The organism is Luteolibacter sp. Y139, from assembly GCF_038066715.1.
Classification (GTDB): domain Bacteria; phylum Verrucomicrobiota; class Verrucomicrobiia; order Verrucomicrobiales; family Akkermansiaceae; genus Haloferula; species Haloferula soli.
On the sequence record NZ_JBBUKT010000013.1, the window covers coordinates 128,966 to 151,475 of the forward strand.

Consider the following 22,510-nt stretch of genomic DNA (forward strand, 5'->3'; position numbering starts at 1 on the left):
GAAAACGGTCTTTTGACCGAATCAAAACTACCTGCTGTCCCAAGACCCGGACAAGCATCACCTCACCCGTCGTTTCTAACCGGCAAAATGCCCGACTCGAGGCCCGCTTCCCCTCCGCCGAAGTCGTCCTCAGCTTCCCACTCTACTTGCCAGCCGATCCAGCATGCTCAGCCAGCTCGGATATGCCCCCGTGCGCTTTGCAAGCTCTTCGGAAACGCTCTGACGCAAGGTCAGCAAAGTCCCTCCATCCGCCTCCGCAAGAGTCAAGGTCACCGTTGTCTCATCCGGCCACTCGGACACATGCCCCGCCGCCGCGGATGACACCAGATTCCCATCCGCATCCGCCATCGCCATCGTGTACACGATCCGCTCCGGCACCACGATTTCAAGGTAGGTCCCCAGGCACCAGCACTCGCCAAAAGAAGGATTGCTGATGCAGGACAGAAACTCCCCGCCCTCGCGGAAATCGAAGCGCTTGAACTCGATCTCGCACCCCTCCGGGGCATGCCAATGCCTCAGGTGCTCCAGCTCCGTCCACGCCTTCCACACCAGCTCGCGCGGCACATGGAAAGTGCGACTGATAAGGACTTCCCGGTCCGCGCCCGGATCACTCGTTTCGATCATGCTTTTCATCGTTCTTCTTCAGTTGGTTCAGATATTCATCGAGACGGTCGAAGCTCTCCTCCCAGTAGCGCCGGTAGCTCTCGATCCACGCCTGCGCCTCCTTCATTGGCGCCGCCTGCAACCGCAGCGCATGCACCCGCCCGTTCCTCTCCCGCTCGATCAACCCCGCCTTCTCCAGCACCCCCAGATGCTTCGACACCGCCGGCAGCGACATCTCATGCGGCTTCGCCAAATCCGTCACACACAGCCCGCCCCGCGAAAGCTGCTCCAGCATCCGCCGCCGCGTCGGATCCGCCAGCGCCGCAAACGTCCGGTCCAAGTGCTCGGATTCATATTTAACCATTTGGTTAAATAATCACTCACAACGATTCGCGTGCAAGCAAAAAAGCCCGTAGAGCCGCTCCTCCCCGCGCGCGGCTCGTGGCCGATATCTCCTCAGCTACCCCCTGTCACCGGGACCAGCCAAAGAACCAAAGCTTCAGCAGCGACACCGGCAACCGCAAGTGCAAGCAGCCAAACCGCCTCACGCGACAGCTTGAGCCGCCGGCGAATGGCCATCACCAAAACCGGCACCCCAACGGCAAACAGCAGCACCGCCACTTGGCAAACGAAGATGAAGCCAACCATAAGCGCCGTGCCCCCGTAAAGGCCGCTCCTTACACCGGGAATGATGAGGAAGCTCGCTCCCATGGAGCCGAGCAGGGATGCGCTACAAGCGATATGGACGAACCCATCGAAGCCGGAAGTCGCCGGTGATTTGTCTGGGCTACTCATGATTGCTCCTCGCGAGAGACGAGTAATAGCTCAAGCCCAACGACCTAGCTCCGGCATGCCACGATTGCAGCCAGCGCGCGATGGCCAAGTCCGCTGTAGGCATGGTTAGGCGTTACGGATTTCAGATTCATGCCTCACGCCATCCTGGTTGATGTTGAGCGCCCATCGCGAGCCGCGACAAGTGAGCCAATCCGGTGACGGCACAACGGTGCCTGTGGCAACAAGGTCGTCTCGGTTGCCGTTGTCGTCAGCATCCTCGTCGAATGCAGTGACAACCATACCTGCCTCAAGGCGAACCTCTGCACCGGCCCCATCCTTGCAGGTCTCGGTGTGTGTGAGGCACAATACGTCGCCGAAGAGCCCGTTGAAATCGGCTTGGACGCGAATAGGATTCATTGCTGGAGACGGATAGAAATGGCTGGCAGCCCAAGTTCAAAGCCCCGGAATGCGAAACGCCACGATTGTAGCCACAGCGCGATGGCTAGGTCCGCTGCAGCGTATGGTCAGGCGTTTGTCGGAGCGAGTTTCACGTGCGCATACTGCGAAATCTTACCGTCCATAGTCACGAGTGGCGCATCAAGAACGCGAGCGGTGGCGACGATAATCTGGTCGGCAGGATCGCGGTGAAACTCGCCGGGAAGCTGCGTGGACTCGACGCAGATGCGAGGTGAGAGCTCGATGAGGCGAACGCCCGGATACGCAAGCGCCTGCTGAAGCCAGTCGAGCACGGGGCAAGGCAAAATGAGCCTGCCCCGCTCAACGAGCTTGCCGACTTCCCAGCACGAAATCGCACTAACGCCGATACCGGTCTGCTCGGAGGCATCGAGCAGCGTGCGGACGGAAGCGGGAAGAGACGCATCGCCGTGGACCCACCAAACCCAAATGTGCGTATCGAGGACGATCATCCGACAGCCTCCCAGTCAGCATCCGCCACGGGTTCGGTGGGTGAGATGAGCGTAACCGGGGTGCCACGAAGCGGGTAGCGGGAACCAGACGCCGCCGGAGCCGGAAACGGGAGGACGATAACCTCGACGGACTCGCCCCGGCGAAACGGGATGTCGCGCAGCGTGAGAACGCCGTCCTCTGACACAGTGGCTTCAGCACGGTGTGCTTGCATGGCAGGAGAATAGATTGCCACAGGCCTCCCTGCCACCAGAAAGCACCGCCCCTTGAATATCAGCACCTTTCCCCACCCCGAAAGCCCGGAAACAGATTCCCTCAAAACCCGGTGCTGACAAACCCCCAATCCCTCCTCACCCTCCGCCGCGTGAGCTATCAGGTCTTCGCCCGGAAATACCGCCCGAAAACCTTCGACGACGTCCTCGGCCAGGATCATGTCGTACGGACGTTGAGAAATGCCATCGCCCAGAAGCGACTGGCGCACGCCTACTTGTTCGTCGGCCCCCGCGGCACCGGCAAGACCACCACCGCCCGCATCCTCGCGAAGGCGCTGAATTGCACGGACGGCCCCAAGGCCGACTTCGATCCCGATGAAGACGTCTGCGTCGAAATCGCCGAAGGCCGCTCGCTCGACGTCCTCGAAATCGACGGTGCCTCGAACAACTCCGTCGACGACGTCCGCAACATCCGCGAATCCGTCCGCTTCGCCCCCGCCCGCGGCCAGTTCAAGATCTACTACATCGACGAAGTTCACATGCTCTCCACCGCAGCGTTCAATGCGCTGCTGAAGACGCTCGAAGAGCCGCCGGAGCACGTGAAGTTCATCTTCGCCACCACCGAGGCGCACAAGGTCCTGCCGACCATCCTCTCCCGCTGCCAGCGCTTCGATCTCCGCCCGATTCCGACCGACATCATCGCCAAGCACCTCCTGCACATCGCGAAGGAAGAAGGCGTGAATCTCCACGAGTCCGCCGCCTGGGCCATCGGCAAGGGCGCCGACGGCGGCATGCGCGACGCCCAGTCGATGCTCGACCAGCTCGTCGCCTTCTGCGGCGAGACCATCACCGAGGCGAACGTCCTCGATGTCTTCGGCTTCACCTCCCGCGAAACCGTCGCCGAGGTCATCGGCCGCCTCCTCGCCCGCGACACGCCCGCCGCCCTCACCACCGTCCAGCGCGAGGCCGAAGCCGGCCGCGAACTCTCCCAGCTTCTCGGCGAATTGATCGGCTGCGTCCGCGCCTTGCTCGTCGCCAAGCTCGACTCCACCACCGGCGGCGATGGCATCCCCACCGAAACGTGGAACGCCCTCCGGGCCGCCGCCGAAGCCTATCCGCCCGAGCGCCTGCTCTCCGTCATCGACGTCTTCGCCGAAACCGAAGGCCGCATGAAGTGGGCGTCGAACAAGCGCCTGCACCTCGAGATCGGCATGATCAAGGCCGCCCAGACCTTGGGCGAAGTCCGCCTCTCCGACGTCATCAAGGTCCTCGCCGGCGCTTCCGACCAGCTCACCTCTCCGGTGACAATTGCCGCTCCCACCGCGGTAGCGTCAGCCACGCCAGCTCCAGCTCCCACGGCAGCGCCGGAACCCGTCGTCATCCCGGCCCCGGCGCCACAACCGGAACCGGAAGCAAAGGTCGAGGAAGTCATCGAACTCAACCCACCGGCACCACCGGAAGAACCCCGCGCGAAATCGGGCGGCTCCTTCTCTTCCTTCGACGACATGATCGAGCAGGCAGAGGAAGGCTCCTCCTTCGATCCAAATCCCGCGCCCGTCCTCACCGACGCCCCGCCCTGGAAGCCCGAGCCGGACGCCCCTGCCGAACCGGCAGCGCCGAAGGTCGACCCCATGGAAGAGTTCTACAAGGACCCGCTCATCCAGACCGCCCTCGAAATGTTCGCCGCTACGATCAAAAAGTGAAGCGCCACGGAAACGCCACGGCCTTTTCATCCACGATCCACGATCTACAATCTCCCATCCACAATCTACAATCTCCATGAACATCCAGAAACTCATGAAGCAAGCGCAGCAGATGCAGGCCGGCATGGCCGCTGCGCAGGAAGAACTCGCCAAGCGCACCGTCGATGCCACCGTCGGCGGCGGCAAGGTCACCGTCGTCGCCACCTGCGCCGGTGACGTGGTTTCCATCAAGATCGACAAGTCCGTCGTCGATCCCGAGGACGTCGATTTCCTCCAGGACCTCGTCCTCAAGGGAGTTCAAGAAGCCGTCAATAAAGGCAAGGAAGTTGCTGCTACCGAAATGAAAAAGCTAACCGGCGGCATGGGGCTGCCGTTCTAACGGGCCCCGCCTGCCTTTTCCCCTCCCCTTGATGAAATCGTCCCGCTTGCGACGCCGCGCCGGATGGACGCTGATCGGCTGCTCGCTGCTGCTGCACATGGTGACGGTTTACGCCTTCGCCGAGCACCCGGACAGACTGGCCGCCTTTACCGTCATGCCGATCTGGATCTGGGGCGGCATCGGCCTGCTCTGCTCCACCGTCGCCTTCTGGTTCCTCCGCGCGCCGCTGTCGCTCATCATCACCGGCATCTGGGCGATGACGATTCTGCTCGATGCCGATGAAGCCAAGGTGATCTCGAACATCGGCAAGTCCCCGCCCATACCGGGAGCTCCGGGCACCGCCAATGGACGACCGCTGATGCGCGTCGTCACGCTCAACTGCAACTACTTCCTCTACGGCGGAAACACCGGGCTCGGCGGTGATCCATCCACCGATCTCCGCCAGTGGGATCCCGATATCGTCCTGCTGCAGGAAGTCCACCCCCACCAGGTGCGGCACATCGCCGACACACTTTTTCAGGGACGCGGCGACTACCGGATCTACGCGACCAATGGCGTCGTCACCCGCTGGAAAATCACCCGCGAAGTCAATCCCACCGAAGGCGGCTACCGGCTCCAACAGGTAACCATCCGCAAGCCGGATAACACCGACATCGAGGTGGTCAACGTCCACCTTCAGAGCGCCGCCACCGACCTGCGCCTGTGGCAGCGCGACTGTTGGCGCACGCACACCATCAACCGCATGCAGCGCCGCAAGGAACTGAACATCGCACTGACCATCCTCGCCGACACGCCCCCCCAGAAACCGACCATCTTCGGCGGCGACTTCAACTCCCCGCCCGGCGACCCCATCCAGGATCTGTTGCGCGCCGATTTCCGCGATGCTTTCATTGAGGCCGGCGTCGGCTGGGGGGACACCTTCCAGCGTCGCATCCCCATCCTCCGGATCGACCAGATCCACTACACCCCTCAGTTCAAGGCCCTCCGCTGCGCCGCCTTCACCACCCGCCGGAGCGACCACCGCATGGTAGTCGCCGACTTCTTGCAATCCTCCTGATTAAGGGGGTGTCGGCGTTTCGTCTACACGGCGTGGACGGCAGGTCCACACTCCTCAAGCGATTCTGACGGGGATCTCACCGATCCGACGCAGGCACCTCCACCGTGCTCTTTGCCAATCGAATCGTCTCAAGGATAACCGGCGCAGCCAGCGCTTTGCTCAGCCCCATCGGCGTCTCGATCTTCCGCGTCTCGCGCTCGCTCGTGATGTTCTCCACATGATTGATCCGCGCCGTCACCAGACCCACGATCTGCGGCTTCCCCTTCCCCGCATCGATGAAAACCGGCCCGCCGCTGTCACCATCCCACGCCGTCGCATCGATGATGAACTCCGGATGCTTCTCCATCGGCTCGGCAGGGAAGCTCGCCACCACCGCCTTGCGAGCCAGCGGAAAGCCCGCCCCATTCGCCTCAACCCGCGCCGGATAGGTCAGCAGCATCACCGGATCTCCGAAACGCGGAAATCCATCCGCCTTCAGCGCGTCCAGCGGCAAGGTCGCACCCTCCGGCAACTCAAGCACCACCCGCATCACCGCGAGATCCTCCTTGGGATGCTTCGTCCACAGCGCACGCTCACCCTCACGAATCGTGATCGTCTTGTCCTGCCGCTTCCACGCCCCCTCCTTGTCCGCCTCACGCAGCACCAGGATCGATGTCTCACCGCTTGCCTTCTCAAAGGTATGCGCAGCGCTGACCACATACACATCAGCGCCATCCCTCATCAGGAAACACGTCGCCGTGGAGTCCTTGTTGAAGAGCTTGAAGGTCGCCCGCATCATAGCCTCCGCATGCTCGGCGGCAGAAAGCGGTGAAGCGAAAAGCGCAAGCGCCCCACAGAAGGAAAACAGAAACGACTTCATGGCCGGATGGGTTGATTCACTTCATTCAAAACGCGCGCCGGAGAAGTCGATCTTACAAACAGCCCCCTCATAGCACACCACGTACAGCTCGCCCGCTTCATCCTCACAGAAGGAAACGACCCGCTGCGGCGCCGCCCCGATCTGGCGTGCAGTCTTCAAGACACCGTTCTCCAGGGTGATCCCGAAAATGATCTTCGAGGTATAGTCAGCGAACACATACACGCCTTGGAAAGACGGGTTCTCCTCGCCGCGATAAACGAAACCTCCGGTGATCGAGTTCCCATACTTCCGCCGATAGGCAAACACCGGCCTCGTGAAGGTCCGGCCCTCCTTGCGATACTGATTGGAGAACGGCTCGAACCCTTCGAACACATTCCATCCATGGTTCTCCCCGCGGCGAACGATATCCACCTCCTCCAACCGGTCCTGCCCCACATCTGCAACCCACAGCTCTTTCGTCGAACGATCAAAGCTGAAGCGCCACGGATTCCGGAACCCATATGACCAGATCTCCGGTCGAACCCCAGCCTGCCCCACAAATGGATTGTCAGGCGGAATCGCATACGCCCGACCGCCCTCCTCACGATCCACATCGATCCGCATCACCTTCCCTAACAGCATCCCTAGGTTCTGAGCATGCCCGTTGGGATCGTTGTGCGGCCCCGTGTCTCCCATCACCACATACAGGAACCCGTCCGGCCCAAAATCCAGACACCCGCCACTGTGGTCTTCCGCCACACTCGCAATCTTCAAGAGCAGCCGCGGCGGCTCGCCCGAGTCTCCCTTGAAATCGGGATCAAAGCGCTTCTCAACGATCCGCGTCGTGACCACACCTTCCTCCAGAACCTGATAGAAAAGGTAATACTTCCGGTTCTCCCGGAACTTCGGATGGAACGCCACGTCCAGCAACCCGTTCGGCCCGCGCTCGCTGAAGACCACGTCTGTTAGATTGCCGAAGACCGCACTCTCTTCGCCATCCGCCACCCGCCAAATCGTCCCGCCCTGATGCAGCAGCAGGAACGAGCCCGCCGCACCGGGAATCGATCTCATCGATGTGAGACCACTCTCCGCGCGAACTCGCGGCAATTTGAACTCCTTCGCAAGAAAAGGCCGCACCACCACCGGCTTCGCCAGCTCGGGTATCTCCAGTGGCATTCCCCGGTCACTCGCCAGCGTGGCCTCGGGCTGCTTCAGCGAGACCAGATAGTCGATGAGATCCGTGAACTCACCGGGCGTCAGCTGCGCACACAGCCCCTCCGGCATCAGCGAAGCCGCCGATCCCGACTGCTCCTTGATGTCCGCAGCAGCGATGGAAACCAGCTTTCCATCCACTCCCATCACCTGCACCCCAGCCTCGCTCTTCTGCTTGAGCGTCCCTTGGATCATGGCACCTGCCTTCGTCTGCACCACCACGGTGCCATATCCCGGCGCAATCGTGGCAGAAGGCTTGAGCACGGACTCGATCAAGTCGCGCCGCCCGAATGCATCCCCCACCGCAAACAAATCCGGCCCCGCCTTGCTCGCACTCCCGTCGACCGAGTGACACTGCGAGCAAAGCATCCGCGGCTCGTTGAAAAGCGCCTTGCCCCGCGCGGCATCACCCGGGCGATTCAAGGCATACCGACGATAGGCATCGGCGTCCGGCACCTGCGCAGTGGCAGGCACCGGAATCAATACAGCGAGTAGCGGAATCAGAAACTGCCTCATGGGGATCTGCGGCGGGCAACGCCACCCTACCACCCCGTGCGGTCGTTGCGCTTCACGAATTGCGCGGCTTGCGGACAATTCGGCGACTGCATCCCGGGACCATCCCATTCCATCTTCACGCCCTCACCCACCCGCAGCGCGATGCACCCGAGCAAGATGATCTCCGTCAGATAGCCGGCGATATCGAAGTTTGAGTAAGCCGGCGTGCCGTTCTTCATCATGTCGAACCACTCCTGGTTGTGCCCCGGCGACCGCGGGATGCTCTGCGGCACCGCCTTCACCGCCTCATGGTCATCGCCCTTCGTGAAGGTCTTCTCATCCTTGAGCTGGATGAAGAACTGCGAGCCATAGTCATCCGGCGAAAAGAGAATGCCCTTGTCACCGATGATCAGGCACCCGCTCGCCGGCAGGCTGCCCTTCATCGCCACCACATCCTTCACGATGTTAGGATACGGACGCAGCGGCTTGAACTCCTTGTCCGGCGCACCGTCATACCACCAGAACTTCAGCGGCGGCAGACCCTCGCGTTCGGGGAATTCAAAGCGAATCCGCGAGGTCAGCGGGTAAGTCTCCGAGTAAATCCGCGAGGCCATCTCGCACTCCACCACCGTCGGATAGCCGAGCTTCAGCGCGCGGAATGGCATGTTCACCGTGTGGCAGGCCATGTCGCCCAGCGCACCGGTACCGAAGTCCGTCCAGCCACGCCAGGCAAAGTCATGATAGGTCTTCTCCACGTACGGCCGCTCCGCCGCCGTCCCAAGCCACAGGTTCCAATCGAGATAATCCGGCACCGGGCTCGTGTTCTTCGGCCGCTCGATCCCCTGCGGCCAGATCGGCCGGTTGCTCCACACGTGCAGTTCCTGCGGCGCACCGATCACCCCGGCTTGGATCACCTCCACCGCCCGGCGCAGCCCGTCACCGGCACTGCCCTGGTTGCCCATCTGCGTCGCCAGCTTCTTCTCCGCCGCGATCCGCTTCAGCTCCCGCGCCTCGAAGACCGTCTGCGTCAGCGGCTTCTGGCAGTAGATGTGCTTGCCCATCCCCATCGCCAGCATCGCCGCCGGACCGTGCATGTGATCGGGGCCGGAAATCGTCACCGCGTCGATCGACGAGCCGAGCTCCGCCAGCATCTTGCGGTAGTCCGCGAACTTCTTCGCCTCGGGAAACTTCTCGCCCTTCTTGTCGAGGAACCGCCGGTCCACGTCGCACAGCCCCACAATCGTGCCGCCGCACTTCGCCGCGTCATTCACATCGCTGTCCCCTTTCCCACCCACGCCGATGCACGCGATGTTGATGCGGCTATTGAGATTCTGCCCGCGCACGATGGCCGGGAAACCGAGCAGGGCACCGCCGGCACCGAGGCCAGCCTGTTGGAGGAATTTGCGACGATGGATCGAGGGCATGGGTAAAAATGCGTTCCGGGCAATACCCAGCGGAGGCCTGCCATCTTTCGTCGCGTGATTTCAAACGTCGTGGCCAGCGTTACAACCCGACCTCTTGCCACGAAGGTCGCCCGACCTACGGTCGCAAACACTCGTTCATGGCTACTTCCTCTACCGCACGTCGCGCATTCATCCAAAAACTCGCAGCCGCCGGCGTCTCATTGGCCGGCAGTAACTGGCTCGAAGCCGCTGAAAATGCGGGCGTCACCATGCCTTTCGACAACGGCGCTCGCTCCTTGGCCACTTATCCGGGAAAGCGCCCGATGATACTTCTCACCTCGCGCCCTCCACAGTTAGAGACGCCTTTCGAAGTATTCCGCGAAGGAGTGATCACACCCAACGACGCCTTTTTCGTCCGCTATCACCTCTCGAATATCCCGCTGCAAATCGATCCAGCCACATACCGGCTGGGCATCGGCGGCACGGTAAAGAACCCGCTGTCCCTTTCCCTCGATGACCTGCGAACCGGCTTCGAGCAGGTCGAAACCGTCGCCGTCGCCCAGTGCTCGGGCAATAGCCGCGGCTTCCTCACACCCCGCGTCGGCGGCGGCCAACTCGGCAATGGCGCCATGGGAAATGCCCGTTGGAAAGGCGTCCGCCTGAAAGACATCCTGGAAAAAGCCGGACTCGACCCAGCATCCAAGCAAGTCTCCTTCGACGGGATGGACGGCCCGGCAATGCCCGGCACCCCGGACTTCGTGAAGGCATTGGATGTGGAGAAGATCCTCGCCGGTGAAGTCCTCGTGGCCCACAGCATGAATGGCGAGGACCTCCCCATGCTCAATGGCTATCCAATACGCCTGGTCGTCCCCGGCTACTACGCCACCTATTGGGTGAAGCACCTGCAAACGATCACCGTGCTCGATCGACCCTTCGACGGCTTCTGGATGCAGACCGCCTACCGTATTCCGGATACACCGAATGCCTGCATCCCGCCCGGCACGCCGCCCGGAAAAACAGTCCCCATCTCCCGCCTGAATGTGCGGTCGTTCATTACCAGCCATTCTTCCGGGCAAGTGGTCCCCTCTAACAAGCAGGCATCAGTCCGCGGCATCGCCTTCGATGGCGGCGATGGCATTGCCAGCGTCGAGTTCTCTTCCGATGGCGGTGCTTCATGGCGCACCGCAAAGTTGGGCGAGGATCTCGGAAAATTCTCCTTCCGCGAATGGTCGCTCGAAATCAATCCCTCCGGGAAAGGCCGGGCCGACTGGAGGGTCCGCGCCGTCAATCGCACCGGCCAGAGCCAGCCGATGGACCCGCTGTGGAATCCCGCCGGCTACATGCGCAACGTGGTGGAAACCGTATCTGTCGAAATCGCCTGATCCCGATGAAGCCCTTTCTGACCATCTTCTCCCTCGTCGCTGTCGTCGGCAGCTACCTCGTCGCTGCGGAAAAACGAATCGAGCTCCCGCCCGAGAAACCGGCCTACCCGCCGGGCCCAGGCGCCGACGTCTTCGCCGCCTATTGCCTCGCCTGCCATTCCACCGAATACATCACCACCCAGCCGAAGATGCCTCGCAAGTTCTGGGAAGCCACCGTCTTGAAGATGCGGGACAAGTTCGGCGCCCCGCTGCCTGAGGAATCGGTAAAAACCATCACCGACTACCTCACGGAGCACTTCGGTTCCTGATCGGTCGCCTCGACACGATGGTTGGTTGCGGATCATCGCAATCCATCCTAGAACGCGTCCGTGTTCGTCTGGTCGAAACTCTCCGCCTCCAAGTGGCTCGATGCCTGGGAAGATCGCTTCCACGGCAATCCCAACTTCGTGCTCCATATCATCAAGGGCGGCAAATCCGTCCGCGTGGAGGTCTTCTGCGCCACCAAGTCCGAAGCCGATGCCATCACCAAGCAATTCGGCGGCTCCGTGCGCAAGCTCTCCTCCGACTGGAAAAACGCCGGCTCCGAACTCCCGCCGCCGCTAAAGGTCCGCGACAAATTCATCGTCACCCAGGCCGCCGCCGCCAAGGACCTGAAGGCCCTCGCCAACGAATTCCCCGGCCGCGACATCATCAGCATCCCGCCCGAGATGGCCTTCGGCACCGGCGACCACGCCACCACCTCCACCTGCCTCCGCATCCTCGTCGACATCGGCAGATCCCGCTCCCCCGGCTGGTCCTGCGCCGACCTCGGCACCGGCAGCGGCCTGCTCGCCATCGCCGCCAAGAAACTCGGCGCCGGCGAAACCTTTGCCTGCGACTACGACCCCTTCGCCCTCGCCGTCGCCGAACGGAACTTCCCCCGCAACCACGTCGAAGGCGTCGAGACCAAGGAAATCGACATCCTGAAGTGGAAGCCCCGCAAGAAATACGACGTCGTCCTCGCGAACATCTTCTCCACCGTCCTCATCCAAGCCTTCCCGGTCATCATCAAGACCCTCAAGCCCGGCGGAGACATCATCCTCTCCGGCATTCTGGCCAGCCAGGCCTGGGACGTCTTCACCGCCGCCGCTGCCCACGGCCTCGGCTTCCCCGAGGTCATTAAGAAGGGCAAATGGGTCACCGCCCGCGGCGGCTGGATGAACGATTTGACCGCCTGAACGGCCATTGGCAGCCGTCAGTCATTGGCCATCAGTCACCGGGGAAAGCCAGCGCCATCAATGGCCTGCCTTTCCCCGTTCTCCAATGACCGCTGACCCTTGACCATTTCCACTTGCGCCGGGGCCGGGTGGCAGTCAGAAAAGCCGCCCGCTCCGACCGGGGGCCGCGCGAAAAAACCGTGCTCCGCCCGATCGGGCGAGAAACACCATCCGCGCGCTTCCATGGACAGCATTTCATCACGAATCCAAGAGGTTACCCCTTCCCTCACCCTGGCCGTCACCAACCAGGCCAAGGCCATGCTCGCCCGCGGCGAGGAAGTCTATGGCCTCGCCGGTGGCGAACCCGAGGTCGACACCCCGGAGCACATCAAGGCCGCCGCCATCGCCGCCATCCAGGCAGGCAAGACCAAGTATACCGCTTCCGCTGGTATCCCTGAGCTCCGCGACGCGCTCGCTGCCAAGCTCATCGGCGACAACAACCTCGCCTACGACCCGAAGCAGATCTGCGTCACCGCCGGTGCCAAGATGGCCTGCTTCAATGCCATTCTCGCCGTCGTCGAAGAAGGCGACGAAGTCATCATCCCGACTCCCTACTGGGTCAGCTACCCGGAAATGGTGAAGATCGCCGGTGGCAAGCCGGTCCTCGTCGAGACCCAGGAGTCCAACGGCTGGAAGATGACCGCCGAGCAATTCGAGGCCGCCATGACCCCGGCGACCAAGATGGTCATCCTCAACTCGCCCTCGAACCCGACCGGCGCCGTCTACACCGAGCAGGAACTTCGCGACATCGGTGAGGTCGCCCTGTCGGAAGACATCGTAATCCTCTCCGACGAGATCTACGAAAAGCTCGTCTACGGCGACAACAAGCACGTCTCCATCGCCTCGCTCAGCCAGGAGCTCTACGACCTGACCATCACCGTCAATGGCTTCTCGAAGGCTTACTCGATGACCGGCTGGCGCCTCGGCTACACCGCCGCTCCGAAGCCGCTCGCCGACGCGATCGACAAGATCCAGAACCACACCGTCTCCAACGCGACCACCTTCGCGCAATACGGTGCCATCGCCGCCCTGCAAGGCGACCAGACCTTCATCAGCGACCTTCGCGACGAATACGACGTGAAGCGCCAGTTCATGTTCCAGCGCCTCAAGTCCATCCACAACGTCCGCGTCGTGGAGCCGAAGGGTGCCTTCTACTTCTTCGTCTACACCGGCCAGCTCGGCCTGAAGTCGATGAACCTCACCGACAAGCTGCTCAGCCGCTACAAGGTCGCCGCCGTCCCCGGCATCGCCTTCGGCTACGACGACGGTATCCGCATGAGCTACTGCACCACGCTGGACGTGCTCAACGAAGGCCTCACCCGCTTCGAGCAGTTCTGCCGCGAGCATTGATTTGTCCGCAAGGAAGCGCCTCTAACAAAAAGCCCGGCACCGCAAGGTCCCGGGCTTTTTATTGTGGTCCGCACTCTCCGAGTGCGGGATGAAGCAGTTATCGAAGCAGACGGAGATCTCAGGCTCTTCATAACCACCCAGAGAGAGTGCCCACATTCTCCCCGAAACCTTCCCCCAATCGCGGTGTTCATCCCCCGTCTCTCTCCTCCGAGGCTGATTCCGAAGCCTCATGAAACTCCACCTTACCCTCGCCGCCGCCCTCCTCTCTCCCATCTTCGCCCAGCAGCCACCCGATGGCTCCCCTGACGGCCCACCCGGTGGATTTCCCGGTCGCGGCGGCCCCATGATGCAGGAGGAGCGCAAGCTCCTCGGCCAATTCGACAAGGACGAGAACAAGCGCCTCGACAAGGACGAGCGCGCCGCCGCCCGCGAGTTCCTCAAGGCAAACCCCGGCCAGCAACGCGGCCCCGGCGGCGGTGGATTCCCTGGCGGAGGACGCCCCGGTGGTCCCGGCGGCTTCGGACCCCGGGAAGACAACACCCCAGCCACACCCGGCGCGCACGTCTCGCCCGCCGACGTGAAGCCCGCATCCGGCGGCCTCTACGCCGCCGACACCCTGCGAACCGTCTTCCTCGATTTCGAAAACGCCGATTGGGAAGCCGAGCTCGAAGCCTTCCACGGCACCGATGTCGAAGTGCCTGCCACCCTCACCGTCGACGGCAAGACCTACCCCGGCGTCGGCATCCACTTCCGCGGCATGTCCAGCTACATGATGGTCCCCGCCGGCAAGAAGCGCTCGCTCAATGTCTCGCTCGACCTCACCGAGAAGAAGCAGCGACTCGATGGCTACAAGACCCTCAATCTTCTCAACAGCAACGGCGACGGCAGCTTCCTCAGCGCGGTCCTCTACTCACAGATCGCCCGCCAATACATCGCCGCACCCAAGGCCAATCTCGTCCGCGTCGTCATCAATGGCGAAAACTGGGGCGTCTACGTGAACCAGCAGCAGTTCAACAAGGACTTCATTCAGGAAAACTTCCGCACCGACAAGGGCGCCCGCTGGAAAGTCCGCGGCTCTCCGAATGGCCAAGGCGGACTCGACTACATCGGCGACAACGTCGAAGAGTACAAGAAGCGCTACGACATGAAGTCCGGCGATGACGAGGACTGGCAGGCTCTCATCAAGCTCTGCAAGACCCTAACAGAAACACCCGCCGATCAACTCGAAGCCGCCGTCTCCCCTCAGCTCGATGTCGACAGCATCCTCTGGTTCCTCGCCCTCGACTGCGGCCTGATGAATAGCGACGGCTACTGGACCCGCGCCAGCGACTTCAGCCTCTACCGCGACAAGGAAGGCAAGTTCCACATCATCCCCGGCGACATGAATGAATGCTTCCGCGCCGCCGAAGGAGGTCCCGGCGGTTTCGGCGGCCCGGGTGGTCCCCGCGGCGGCGGTCGTGGTTTCGGTGGCAATGGCGGTCCACCATCACAAGGAACTCCTGATGGCGAACGACCCGAACGTGGCCCTCAAGAAGCACCTCGCCCGCAATCAAGCCCTGCACAAGGCGGCGCAAAGCTCGATCCCCTCACCGGCCTCGACGACGCAAAGAAGCCCCTCCGCTCGAAGCTCCTCGCCGTCCCGGCCCTCCGCAAACGCTACTTGGAAAACATCCACACCCTCGCGGAAAAGGACCTCGATTGGAAGAACCTCGGCCCCGTCGTCGCGAGCTATCGCGAACTCGCCGGCAAGGAAGTCGCCGCCGATACCCGCAAGACCTCCACCACCTCCGACTTCGAGAAACTGACTTCGGACAAACCCGAAGAAGCGAAAGCCGAAGCAGAAGCCCCACGCGGATTCGGCCACGGCGGCATGGCCCTCAAAACCTTCGCCGACCAACGCCGCGCCTACCTCCTCTCACTGCCAGAAACAGCAGCTGCCGTAGCCAAGTGATTTCATGGCCCCGCGCCTGCGGCGAGTCCTCGGACTCGTCGCAGGTGCATTCTTAAAGGCAGGGAACGCTCTCCGAGCGGTCCGGCTTATGGCAGACCTCATCGAATCACGGTCTGAAACCAGAACTCGCGGCAGACAACCCGTTAGAGCTTCTCAATCCGGAACACCACCGGCGCGCTATTGATACAATCCAGCGCCTCGATCTTCGCCAGCGTCGCCTGCAACTGACCAAACGGGCAAGTGTGCAGCAGGAACACCATATCGAGGAACTCAGCATCCGGCTGATCCGGTTTCACCGGCGAGTGCGTGCCGGAAATGCCGATGCCAGCATCCGCCAGCACCCGCGCTACTTCCGCAATCACACCCGGCCGGTCGTTCACATCGAAGCGGACATAGTAAGCCGTCTCCGTCGCATCCACCGGCAACAACGTGCCACTGTCGCGATAAGGCAGGAAGCCACGATGGCCCGTCGCCTGACGCAGCGAACGCGCCGCTTCCACCAGGTCAGCCACCACCGACGAAGCCGTCGGATCCTGCCCCGCGCCACGTCCATAGAAAAGCGATTCACCCGCGGCATCACCATGCACCGCCACTGCGTTGAAGACACCATGCACGCTCGCAAGGATGTGGCTCTTCGCGATGAACGATGGCTGCACCCGCAGCTCGACCTCGCCATCCGGATGCTCACGCACCACAGCCAAAAGCTTCACCACATAGCCAAGACGCGTCGCGAACTCGATGTCGATCGGCCGCACCTGCTCGATGCCCGCGACATGAACCTTCGCCGGGTCGATCGGAAAACCATAAGCCAGCGTCGCCAGCAGGATCGCCTTGTGAGCCGCATCCCAGCCATTCACATCGAGCGCCGGATCCGCCTCGGCATACCCCAGCGCCTGCGCTTCTGAGAGAGCCGCCGAGAATTCCAACCCCGCCGTCGTCATCCGCTCCAGGATGTAGTTCGAGGTACCGTTGATGATACCGGTCATCGAGTGGATGCGATTGCCGATGAAGCTCTCCTGCACCGTCTTGATGATCGGAATGCCGCCCGCCACCGCCGCTTCAAAATGAATCGGCGTATCGAACTCCTTCGATAGGGCAAACAGCTCCACACCCCGCTCCGCGAGCAAAGCCTTGTTCCCCGTCACCACCGGCTTCCCCGCACGCAGGGCCGCAGCGACAATCTCGAACGCATCCGTCGTCCCACCGATCAATTCCACGACGATATCCACCGCCGGATCATCGACCAATTCGCGCCACGAAGTGGTAATCGTCTCCGCAGGCAGGTTGACAGGACGAACCTTTGCCGGATCGCGCACCAGCACCTTGGCCACCTCCAGCTTCACCTGGCCGCCGGTGCGGTCACAGATGAGGCCGGCGTTGCGCTCCAAGGCGAGGACGACACCCGAACCGACGGTGCCGAGGCCCGCCAAACCAATACCGAGAGAGGAACAACTCACGGCGCGGACTGTCAGCCCGCACCCGTGCTCGGAAAAGCCCAAAGCGGGTCAAGATTACTCGGAATCCACCGCAGCATGCCAGTCACTGTCCTGGTCACCCGGCAGGCCTTTCTCCTTCCGGTTCATGTAGTTGAGATAGGCTGCCTTCGCGACATCCTTCTCCTTTGCAGGCTTGGGAGCAGGCGCGCTTTTTTCGGCCTTGGGCGCAGCTTCCTTTTTCGCGACGGCCTTCTTGGCAGCTTTCTTCGCCGCTTTCTTGGCAGGCGGCGCTTCCGGGGCAGCAGATGCTTGAGGCTCCACGGCCGGGACTTCCTTCTCGGGAGCTTCCTTCTTCGCGGCGGCTTTCTTTGCAGCTTTCTTGGCAGGCATGGCAGTTTAAATCAGCACAGTCGGTGCCAAGCGGCAAGACCGATCGCAAGCAGGTGATTGTCACGGTCCCGTCGCGGCGTATAGTCGCGCCGTGGACGACGGCTACAGCTGGCGCGAATCGCGCGAATCGGCACCGATCCGCCTGCCAGGCCCGGACAACCTCGGCTGGTGGGCCGGGGTCGCGTTCTTCATTGCCATCATCCTCCACGTCGCCGCGTTTTTCGCGCTCGGCCATATCAAGATCGGCCTCGGATTCATCCCCAGCACAGAGATCGAAACCGGCCCCGTCCAAGTCGAGCAGGTGGAAATCCTTCCCCCCGATCACGCGCTGGATCCGCCCGACGAGGTCACGCCTCCCCCGCCGGACACCCACACCCTGCTGGAGGAAATCGACGTCCTCGCCAAGCTTCCGGAAAACACCGAGATGGATCTGAAGCCGGACATCAATGATCCGGAATTCGCCGTCCGTCTCACCAATCCGGCTCTCGAAGGCGATCCCGCCGGCGTCGTGGTCGATCCCGCCCAGGGCTTCGATATCGATACCGCCCTTCCAGAGCTCGGCCGCACCGCTGAGCCCATGCCCTTGGCCGCGGATTCCCAGATCATCGTCGATCCCGGCGCCACCGCCGCCGCCGATAGCCAGCTCGACCGCTTCGCCGAGGATCTCCTGAAAAAGGGTGCCGGCGGCAATGCCGAAGCCGGCACACTCGATGGCGTGGTCACCCTCGATGACATGGTCGGCCTGCCCGCCGATGTCCTCGTCGGCAAGATGACCATGCTCCCCAGCGACCTGCTCTTCGAATACAACAGCGCCGAGCTCCGCGAGAGCGCCCGCGTCGGCATGATGAAGCTGGCGATGATCATCGAGAAAAATCCCGGCCTCTACTGTTGGATCGAAGGCCACTCCGACCTCTACGGCACCGACCAATACAATTTGGAACTGTCCAAGCGCCGCGCCGCCGCCGTGAAGAGCTACTTGACCGGCTCCCTGTTCCTGCCCGGTGACAAAATCGAAACCCGCGGCTTCGGTAAGACCCACCCCATTCTCAAGCAAGGCACCGTCGACGAACAGGGCCCGAACCGCCGCGTCGAAATCCGCATGCGCCGGAAACCAGCCCCGCCTCAGATCGCCGTCGCCGCGCCCAAGCAGCCCGAGCCTCAGCACGCCCCTCAACCGGCACCACAGCGCCCACAGCCGCCCGAGCAGGGACCACCCGCACCCGTGCTCGTGAAGCCACAGCGTGCCCTGCCCGTCGAGGAGGAGCCTAAAACGCCCAAGCCGCCACGCGCCAAACCGATCGAAGAACCGGCACCGCATGTCGATACCCTGCCCGAGCCGCCCAAGGCCCGCCCCGTCGAGGAAGCCCCGCCGAAGGCCAAGCCGATCGAAGAATCCCCACCCCGCGCCGCCGAGGTGATCGAGGAACCACAGAGACAGCCGCAGCGCGCCATCCCGGTCGAGTGACCGCTTGACCCCGGCCCCCGGGCCGCTATGTCCCCGGGCCGTGAAGCCGCTCGAACTGCCTGCCCAGCCCGGAGCCATCCTCTCCTTCGACTTCGACGGCACCCTCCACGACCCCGCCGCCAAGCCCCCGGTCAGCCCGCGCTTCTTCGCCACCATCGAGCGCCTCCGCCGCGAAAAAGGCGCGCTCTGGGGCATCAATACCGGCCGTTCGATCGGCCACGTTGCCGAGGGTCTCGCCGACTGCCGCTTCCCCTTCGTCCCCCACTGGGTCGTCGCCCGCGAACGCGAGATCTGGCTCCCCACCCCGTCCGGCCGCTGGCAGCCGCTCGATTCATGGAATAACCAGTGCGAGCAAGAGCAGCATCAGTTCTTCCAGGAAGTCGCCCACATCATCGACGCCATCCGCCACGAGGTCGAGGAACACACCGGTGCCACCTGGATCGAGCAACCCGGCGACCCCGCCGGCCTCGTCGCCCGCACCGAGGAAGAAATGGCCTGGATCATCGGCCGCGTCGAAGCGCTCGCCGCGGACGAACCCTTCCTCGGCTGGCAGCGCAACTCCATCTGGCTCCGCTTCGGCCACAAGAAGTACCAGAAAGGTAGTAGTTTGATGGAAGTCGCCCGCCACTTCGGCCTGACGCCCTCACAGACCTTCGCCATCGGCGACAGCCACAACGACTTCGAGATGCTCTGCCCCGAAGCCGCCGCCATGTTCGCCTGCCCCTCGAACGCGGTGCCGGAAATCCGCAAGCACGTCACCTCCCAAGGCGGCCACGCCTGCCTCCTCGACCACAGCGAAGGCTGCGTCGAAGCCCTCGAACACTTCTTCGGCACCGCCGGCTAACGCGAAGCGTTTCCCCACGTAGCGGAACGACTGCGTCGTTCCACGATAAGGGGTGTCGACGTTCCGTCGACACGTGGTGAACGCTCATTCCCCCCCGATGGTGGCAGCACCTCTGGCGGCCTTTCCGCGCGCACGAACCTCACCCATCCTGCGACTGGTGAATCGCATACCGGATCGCCACCATCCGAATCGTCACCACGATCACCGTCGTCACCGCAAGCACCACCCGCTCCGGCCACCCCAGCCAATCCATCCCCAGCATCGCCAGCCCACCGATGATACTGGCCGTCGCATAGATCTCCTTCCGCAACACCAGCGGCACATCATTGCGCAGCACATCCCGCAACAACCCGCCAAAGGTCGCGGTGATCACCCCCAGCGCCAGACAAGACCACCACGGCAATCCCTTGCCCTGCGCGATCCGGATCCCCGTCACCGTGAACAGTCCCAGCCCGAGGGCATCCATGGTCGATACCACCCGCCGGATCTTCTTCCACCACGCCGAGCCTAACAGCGCGATCACCACTGCCGCCATCGCCAGCACGAACGGCAATGGATCCGTCAGCACCCTCGGCGGCACGTCCCCGATCAGCACACTCCTCAGCAATCCCCCGCCGGTCCCCGTGACCAAGCCGACCACGAACATCCCGAACCAATCCATCACCTTCTCCCGCGCCGCAATCGCGCCGGAAACACAGAAGACCAGGATGCCGAGGATTTCCCAGACGTGGAGCACCGCCAAGACCTAGCGCATCAGCAGCCGGATGACCCGCCGAAAATCTCCACCTATCTCATCGACATCTAGAACATCATCCATTTATCTCCAGCCACCCTTACAAGCTTCCCCACACCCGCATGCTTTCCGACTCGAACGAACGCGCACCCTTCCTCGTCCCTTTCATTGTCGCCCTCTTGTTGGGAATACCGGCATCGATTCTCTGGCATTTCGTCAGCACCCAATACGGCCTTCTCGTCTCAGGCATCACGATTCTCCTGGGGCTCTCCTGCGGGCTCGGGGCAAGGTTTGCCGGAAGTGGCTATCACCCGGCAGGTTCCGCCATCATCGCCACGATGATTCTCATCGTGATCAATATCTCGATCACCACGATTCTGGTCATGTCGGTCGAATCCGGCCAACCCGTTCTCGCGACCCTGCAGACACTGGTTTCCCACGGCAGCTTCACGGACTTCGCCAATCAATGCGCCATCGTCGGCGGCAATACCTTCATTCGATATCCGGTCGCCCTGTACGCGGCATACCTGGTGTCCGACGCATCGTGACGACAAGTCCTGTCACCCGAACAGGTAGCCCTTCGCCAACTCGCTGAACCGGGCTGACTGCGAAACTTGCCAAGCCGCATCGTTCCCCAGTTCCTCCGCGAGGATGGCCGCCACCGCAGGCGAGGCCTCAATACTGGCACGGGCATCTAACAAAAGCGCGCGACTGCGCCGCGCGAGCACATCTTCCACCGTGCGCGCCATTTCCGCCCGCGCATGCCAACGCACCTCGCCAACGCGAAGATCAAGCGCGGGATACACGCGGCCCGCATCACCCATGGTTCGGATCGCAGCAGCATCGCTCCCGTAGGGCCGCAGACAAACTTCGGAAACTTCCTCCGTCGTGGCCCCATGCACCGGCAATTCCATCGTCCTGCACGGCACCTTCTCCAAGCCAGCCACCTCCTCCGCACGATCAATGACATCCTCGCCCATCTTGCGATAGGTCGTCCACTTCCCACCGGTGATCGTGATCAGCCCGCTATCGCCGATGAGAATCGTATGGTCGCGTGACAAGCTGGCCGTATTCCCCCCGCCACCCGCCTTCACCAAGGGCCGCAGCCCCGCAAAGACACTCAGCACATCCTCCGGCTTCGGATCCCGGCTCAGGTAGCGAGCCGCATGGGTCATCAGGAAATCGACCTCCTCCTGCAGCGCACGCGGCTCCAGCGACTTCTCAGCCAACGGCGTATCAGTCGTGCCAAGCACCACCCGATCATGCCAAGGCACCGCGAACAGCACCCGGCCATCCGCCGTCTTCGGAATCATGATCGCAGAGTCGCCGGGCAGGAAATCCTTCGGCAGCACCAAATGAACGCCTTGGCTCACCGCCACAATCTCCGGCGACGACGGATCATCCGCACGCCGCAGTTCATCCACAAAAACCCCCGTCGCATTGATCACCGCCCGTGCCCGGATCTTGAAGGAACGCCCGCTCTCAAGATCCAGCGCCTCAATGCCACAAATCCTACCACCCTCCTTCACAAGCGAAACGCACCGCACGTAGTTCGCCAGCTTCGCCCCGAGATCATCCGCCGTCATCGCGAGATGAATCGCCAGCCTCGCATCATCGAACTGCCCGTCATGGTAAACCACCCCACCTGTTAGCCCCTCTGTCTCGATCGTCGGGATGCGCGCAAGCGTCTCCTCCCTCGAAAGATGATGGCTCGGCCCGAAGCCCAGCTTCCCCGCAAGCGCATCGTAGACCTTCATCCCGATCCCGTAGAACGGCCCTTCCCACCAGTGATACGTCGGGATCACGAATGGCAGATCCTTCACCAGATGCGGCGCATTCCTCGCCAGACGCCCTCGCTCGCGCAAGGCCTCCAGCACCAGCGAAACATTCCCCTGCTTCAAGTAGCGCACCCCACCGTGCACCAGCTTCGTCGAGCGCGACGAAGTCCCCTTCGCAAAGTCCGACTGCTCCACCAAGGCCACCCGATGCCCCCGCGCCGCCGCATCCACCGCAGCCCCCAGCCCCGTCGCCCCACCACCCACGATACAAAGGTCAAAGTCCTCCGACTCCAGTGCAGCGAGGTGATCGGAGCGGTTCATCAGG

Annotated in this window: 24 protein-coding genes; 11 read left to right on the top strand and 13 right to left on the bottom strand. The window is 62.6% G+C overall.

The features are described 5' to 3' along the window. Positions 1 to 129: 129 nt before the first annotated feature. From WKV53_RS24770 to WKV53_RS24795, 6 genes are all read right to left on the bottom strand, one after another. The gene (locus tag WKV53_RS24770) at positions 130 to 633 is read right to left on the bottom strand and encodes an SRPBCC family protein (protein WP_341407518.1); all 504 of its coding nucleotides are present in this window, start codon (positions 631 to 633) and stop codon (positions 130 to 132) included. Further along, positions 608 to 967, bottom strand: coding sequence for an ArsR/SmtB family transcription factor (locus tag WKV53_RS24775; protein ID WP_341407519.1), 360 nt, complete (start codon positions 965 to 967; stop codon positions 608 to 610). The genes WKV53_RS24770 and WKV53_RS24775 overlap by 26 nt, the downstream gene beginning before the upstream one ends. A 92-nt stretch (positions 968 to 1,059) precedes the next feature. Continuing rightward, on the bottom strand, positions 1,060 to 1,314 hold the full coding sequence (locus WKV53_RS24780) for a hypothetical protein (RefSeq protein WP_341407520.1): 255 nt from the start codon (positions 1,312 to 1,314) through the stop codon (positions 1,060 to 1,062). Between the two features lie 189 nt (positions 1,315 to 1,503). Beyond that, the gene (locus tag WKV53_RS24785) at positions 1,504 to 1,794 is read right to left on the bottom strand and encodes a hypothetical protein (RefSeq protein ID WP_341407521.1); all 291 of its coding nucleotides are present in this window, start codon (positions 1,792 to 1,794) and stop codon (positions 1,504 to 1,506) included. Positions 1,795 to 1,901: 107 nt separating this feature from the next. Then, complete coding sequence (locus WKV53_RS24790; protein WP_341407522.1) at positions 1,902 to 2,303, bottom strand: type II toxin-antitoxin system VapC family toxin; 402 nt, start codon at positions 2,301 to 2,303, stop codon at positions 1,902 to 1,904. Next, positions 2,300 to 2,515, bottom strand: coding sequence for a hypothetical protein (locus tag WKV53_RS24795; protein WP_341407523.1), 216 nt, complete (start codon positions 2,513 to 2,515; stop codon positions 2,300 to 2,302). The genes WKV53_RS24790 and WKV53_RS24795 overlap by 4 nt, the downstream gene beginning before the upstream one ends. A 111-nt stretch (positions 2,516 to 2,626) precedes the next feature. On the opposite strand from WKV53_RS24795, the gene dnaX reads away from it, so the two are divergent. From dnaX to WKV53_RS24810, 3 genes are all read left to right on the top strand, one after another. After that, positions 2,627 to 4,216: a DNA polymerase III subunit gamma/tau gene (dnaX, locus tag WKV53_RS24800; RefSeq protein ID WP_341407524.1), complete on the top strand. Its 1,590-nt coding sequence runs from the start codon at positions 2,627 to 2,629 to the stop codon at positions 4,214 to 4,216. Between the two features lie 76 nt (positions 4,217 to 4,292). Further along, on the top strand, positions 4,293 to 4,595 hold the full coding sequence (locus WKV53_RS24805) for a YbaB/EbfC family nucleoid-associated protein (protein ID WP_341407525.1): 303 nt from the start codon (positions 4,293 to 4,295) through the stop codon (positions 4,593 to 4,595). 31 nt (positions 4,596 to 4,626) lie between these two features. Further along, positions 4,627 to 5,652, top strand: a complete 1,026-nt coding sequence (locus WKV53_RS24810; RefSeq protein WP_341407526.1) for an endonuclease/exonuclease/phosphatase family protein — start codon at positions 4,627 to 4,629, stop codon at positions 5,650 to 5,652. A 76-nt stretch (positions 5,653 to 5,728) separates the two neighbouring features. On the opposite strand, the gene WKV53_RS24815 is transcribed toward WKV53_RS24810, so the two are convergent. The 3 genes from WKV53_RS24815 to WKV53_RS24825 form a co-directional block, all read right to left on the bottom strand. Continuing rightward, complete coding sequence (locus WKV53_RS24815) at positions 5,729 to 6,511, bottom strand: S1 family peptidase (protein ID WP_341407527.1); 783 nt, start codon at positions 6,509 to 6,511, stop codon at positions 5,729 to 5,731. Positions 6,512 to 6,532: 21 nt separating this feature from the next. After that, positions 6,533 to 8,176, bottom strand: a complete 1,644-nt coding sequence (locus tag WKV53_RS24820; protein ID WP_341407528.1) for a PQQ-dependent sugar dehydrogenase — start codon at positions 8,174 to 8,176, stop codon at positions 6,533 to 6,535. A gap of 68 nt (positions 8,177 to 8,244) precedes the next feature. Further along, positions 8,245 to 9,621, bottom strand: coding sequence for a Gfo/Idh/MocA family protein (locus WKV53_RS24825; protein ID WP_341407529.1), 1,377 nt, complete (start codon positions 9,619 to 9,621; stop codon positions 8,245 to 8,247). 137 nt (positions 9,622 to 9,758) lie between these two features. Between WKV53_RS24825 and sorA the strand changes: the two genes are divergently transcribed. The 5 genes from sorA to WKV53_RS24850 all read left to right on the top strand — a co-directional run bounded on the left by sorA (position 9,759) and on the right by WKV53_RS24850 (position 15,539). Beyond that, positions 9,759 to 10,982 carry a SorA family sulfite dehydrogenase catalytic subunit gene (sorA, locus tag WKV53_RS24830; protein ID WP_341407530.1) on the top strand — a complete coding sequence of 408 codons (1,224 nt, stop codon included), beginning with the start codon at positions 9,759 to 9,761 and terminating at the stop codon, positions 10,980 to 10,982. A gap of 5 nt (positions 10,983 to 10,987) precedes the next feature. After that, positions 10,988 to 11,290, top strand: a complete 303-nt coding sequence (gene sorB, locus WKV53_RS24835) for a SorB family sulfite dehydrogenase c-type cytochrome subunit (protein WP_341407531.1) — start codon at positions 10,988 to 10,990, stop codon at positions 11,288 to 11,290. A 60-nt stretch (positions 11,291 to 11,350) separates the two neighbouring features. Next, a complete protein-coding gene (locus WKV53_RS24840; RefSeq protein WP_341407532.1) occupies positions 11,351 to 12,199 on the top strand; it encodes a 50S ribosomal protein L11 methyltransferase in 849 nt (282 codons plus the stop codon). A 222-nt stretch (positions 12,200 to 12,421) separates the two neighbouring features. Then, positions 12,422 to 13,588, top strand: a complete 1,167-nt coding sequence (locus tag WKV53_RS24845; protein WP_341407533.1) for a pyridoxal phosphate-dependent aminotransferase — start codon at positions 12,422 to 12,424, stop codon at positions 13,586 to 13,588. A gap of 229 nt (positions 13,589 to 13,817) precedes the next feature. Then, positions 13,818 to 15,539: a CotH kinase family protein gene (locus tag WKV53_RS24850; RefSeq protein ID WP_341407534.1), complete on the top strand. Its 1,722-nt coding sequence runs from the start codon at positions 13,818 to 13,820 to the stop codon at positions 15,537 to 15,539. A 143-nt stretch (positions 15,540 to 15,682) separates the two neighbouring features. Here WKV53_RS24850 and WKV53_RS24855 read toward each other — a convergent pair whose 3' ends face one another. Beyond that, positions 15,683 to 16,996 carry a homoserine dehydrogenase gene (locus WKV53_RS24855; protein ID WP_341407535.1) on the bottom strand — a complete coding sequence of 438 codons (1,314 nt, stop codon included), beginning with the start codon at positions 16,994 to 16,996 and terminating at the stop codon, positions 15,683 to 15,685. A gap of 54 nt (positions 16,997 to 17,050) precedes the next feature. Continuing rightward, positions 17,051 to 17,365, bottom strand: a complete 315-nt coding sequence (locus WKV53_RS24860; RefSeq protein ID WP_341407536.1) for a hypothetical protein — start codon at positions 17,363 to 17,365, stop codon at positions 17,051 to 17,053. Between the two features lie 91 nt (positions 17,366 to 17,456). Here WKV53_RS24860 and WKV53_RS24865 point away from each other — a divergent pair, with 91 nt between their 5' ends. Together WKV53_RS24865 and WKV53_RS24870 are read left to right on the top strand one after the other, a co-directional pair. Next, on the top strand, positions 17,457 to 18,830 hold the full coding sequence (locus WKV53_RS24865; RefSeq protein ID WP_341407537.1) for an OmpA family protein: 1,374 nt from the start codon (positions 17,457 to 17,459) through the stop codon (positions 18,828 to 18,830). Positions 18,831 to 18,870: 40 nt separating this feature from the next. Further along, positions 18,871 to 19,674 carry an HAD family hydrolase gene (locus tag WKV53_RS24870; RefSeq protein WP_341407538.1) on the top strand — a complete coding sequence of 268 codons (804 nt, stop codon included), beginning with the start codon at positions 18,871 to 18,873 and terminating at the stop codon, positions 19,672 to 19,674. Between the two features lie 139 nt (positions 19,675 to 19,813). On the opposite strand, the gene WKV53_RS24875 is transcribed toward WKV53_RS24870, so the two are convergent. Next, positions 19,814 to 20,410 carry a trimeric intracellular cation channel family protein gene (locus tag WKV53_RS24875; protein WP_341407584.1) on the bottom strand — a complete coding sequence of 199 codons (597 nt, stop codon included), beginning with the start codon at positions 20,408 to 20,410 and terminating at the stop codon, positions 19,814 to 19,816. A 119-nt stretch (positions 20,411 to 20,529) separates the two neighbouring features. Between WKV53_RS24875 and WKV53_RS24880 the strand changes: the two genes are divergently transcribed. Further along, positions 20,530 to 20,955 (top strand): hypothetical protein, encoded by a 426-nt coding sequence (locus WKV53_RS24880; RefSeq protein ID WP_341407539.1) that lies wholly within the window; start codon positions 20,530 to 20,532, stop codon positions 20,953 to 20,955. A 12-nt stretch (positions 20,956 to 20,967) separates the two neighbouring features. Here the strand turns inward: WKV53_RS24880 and WKV53_RS24885 are convergent, their stop codons facing one another. Continuing rightward, complete coding sequence (locus tag WKV53_RS24885; RefSeq protein WP_341407540.1) at positions 20,968 to 22,506, bottom strand: glycerol-3-phosphate dehydrogenase/oxidase; 1,539 nt, start codon at positions 22,504 to 22,506, stop codon at positions 20,968 to 20,970. Between the last annotated feature and the right edge of the window lie 4 nt (positions 22,507 to 22,510).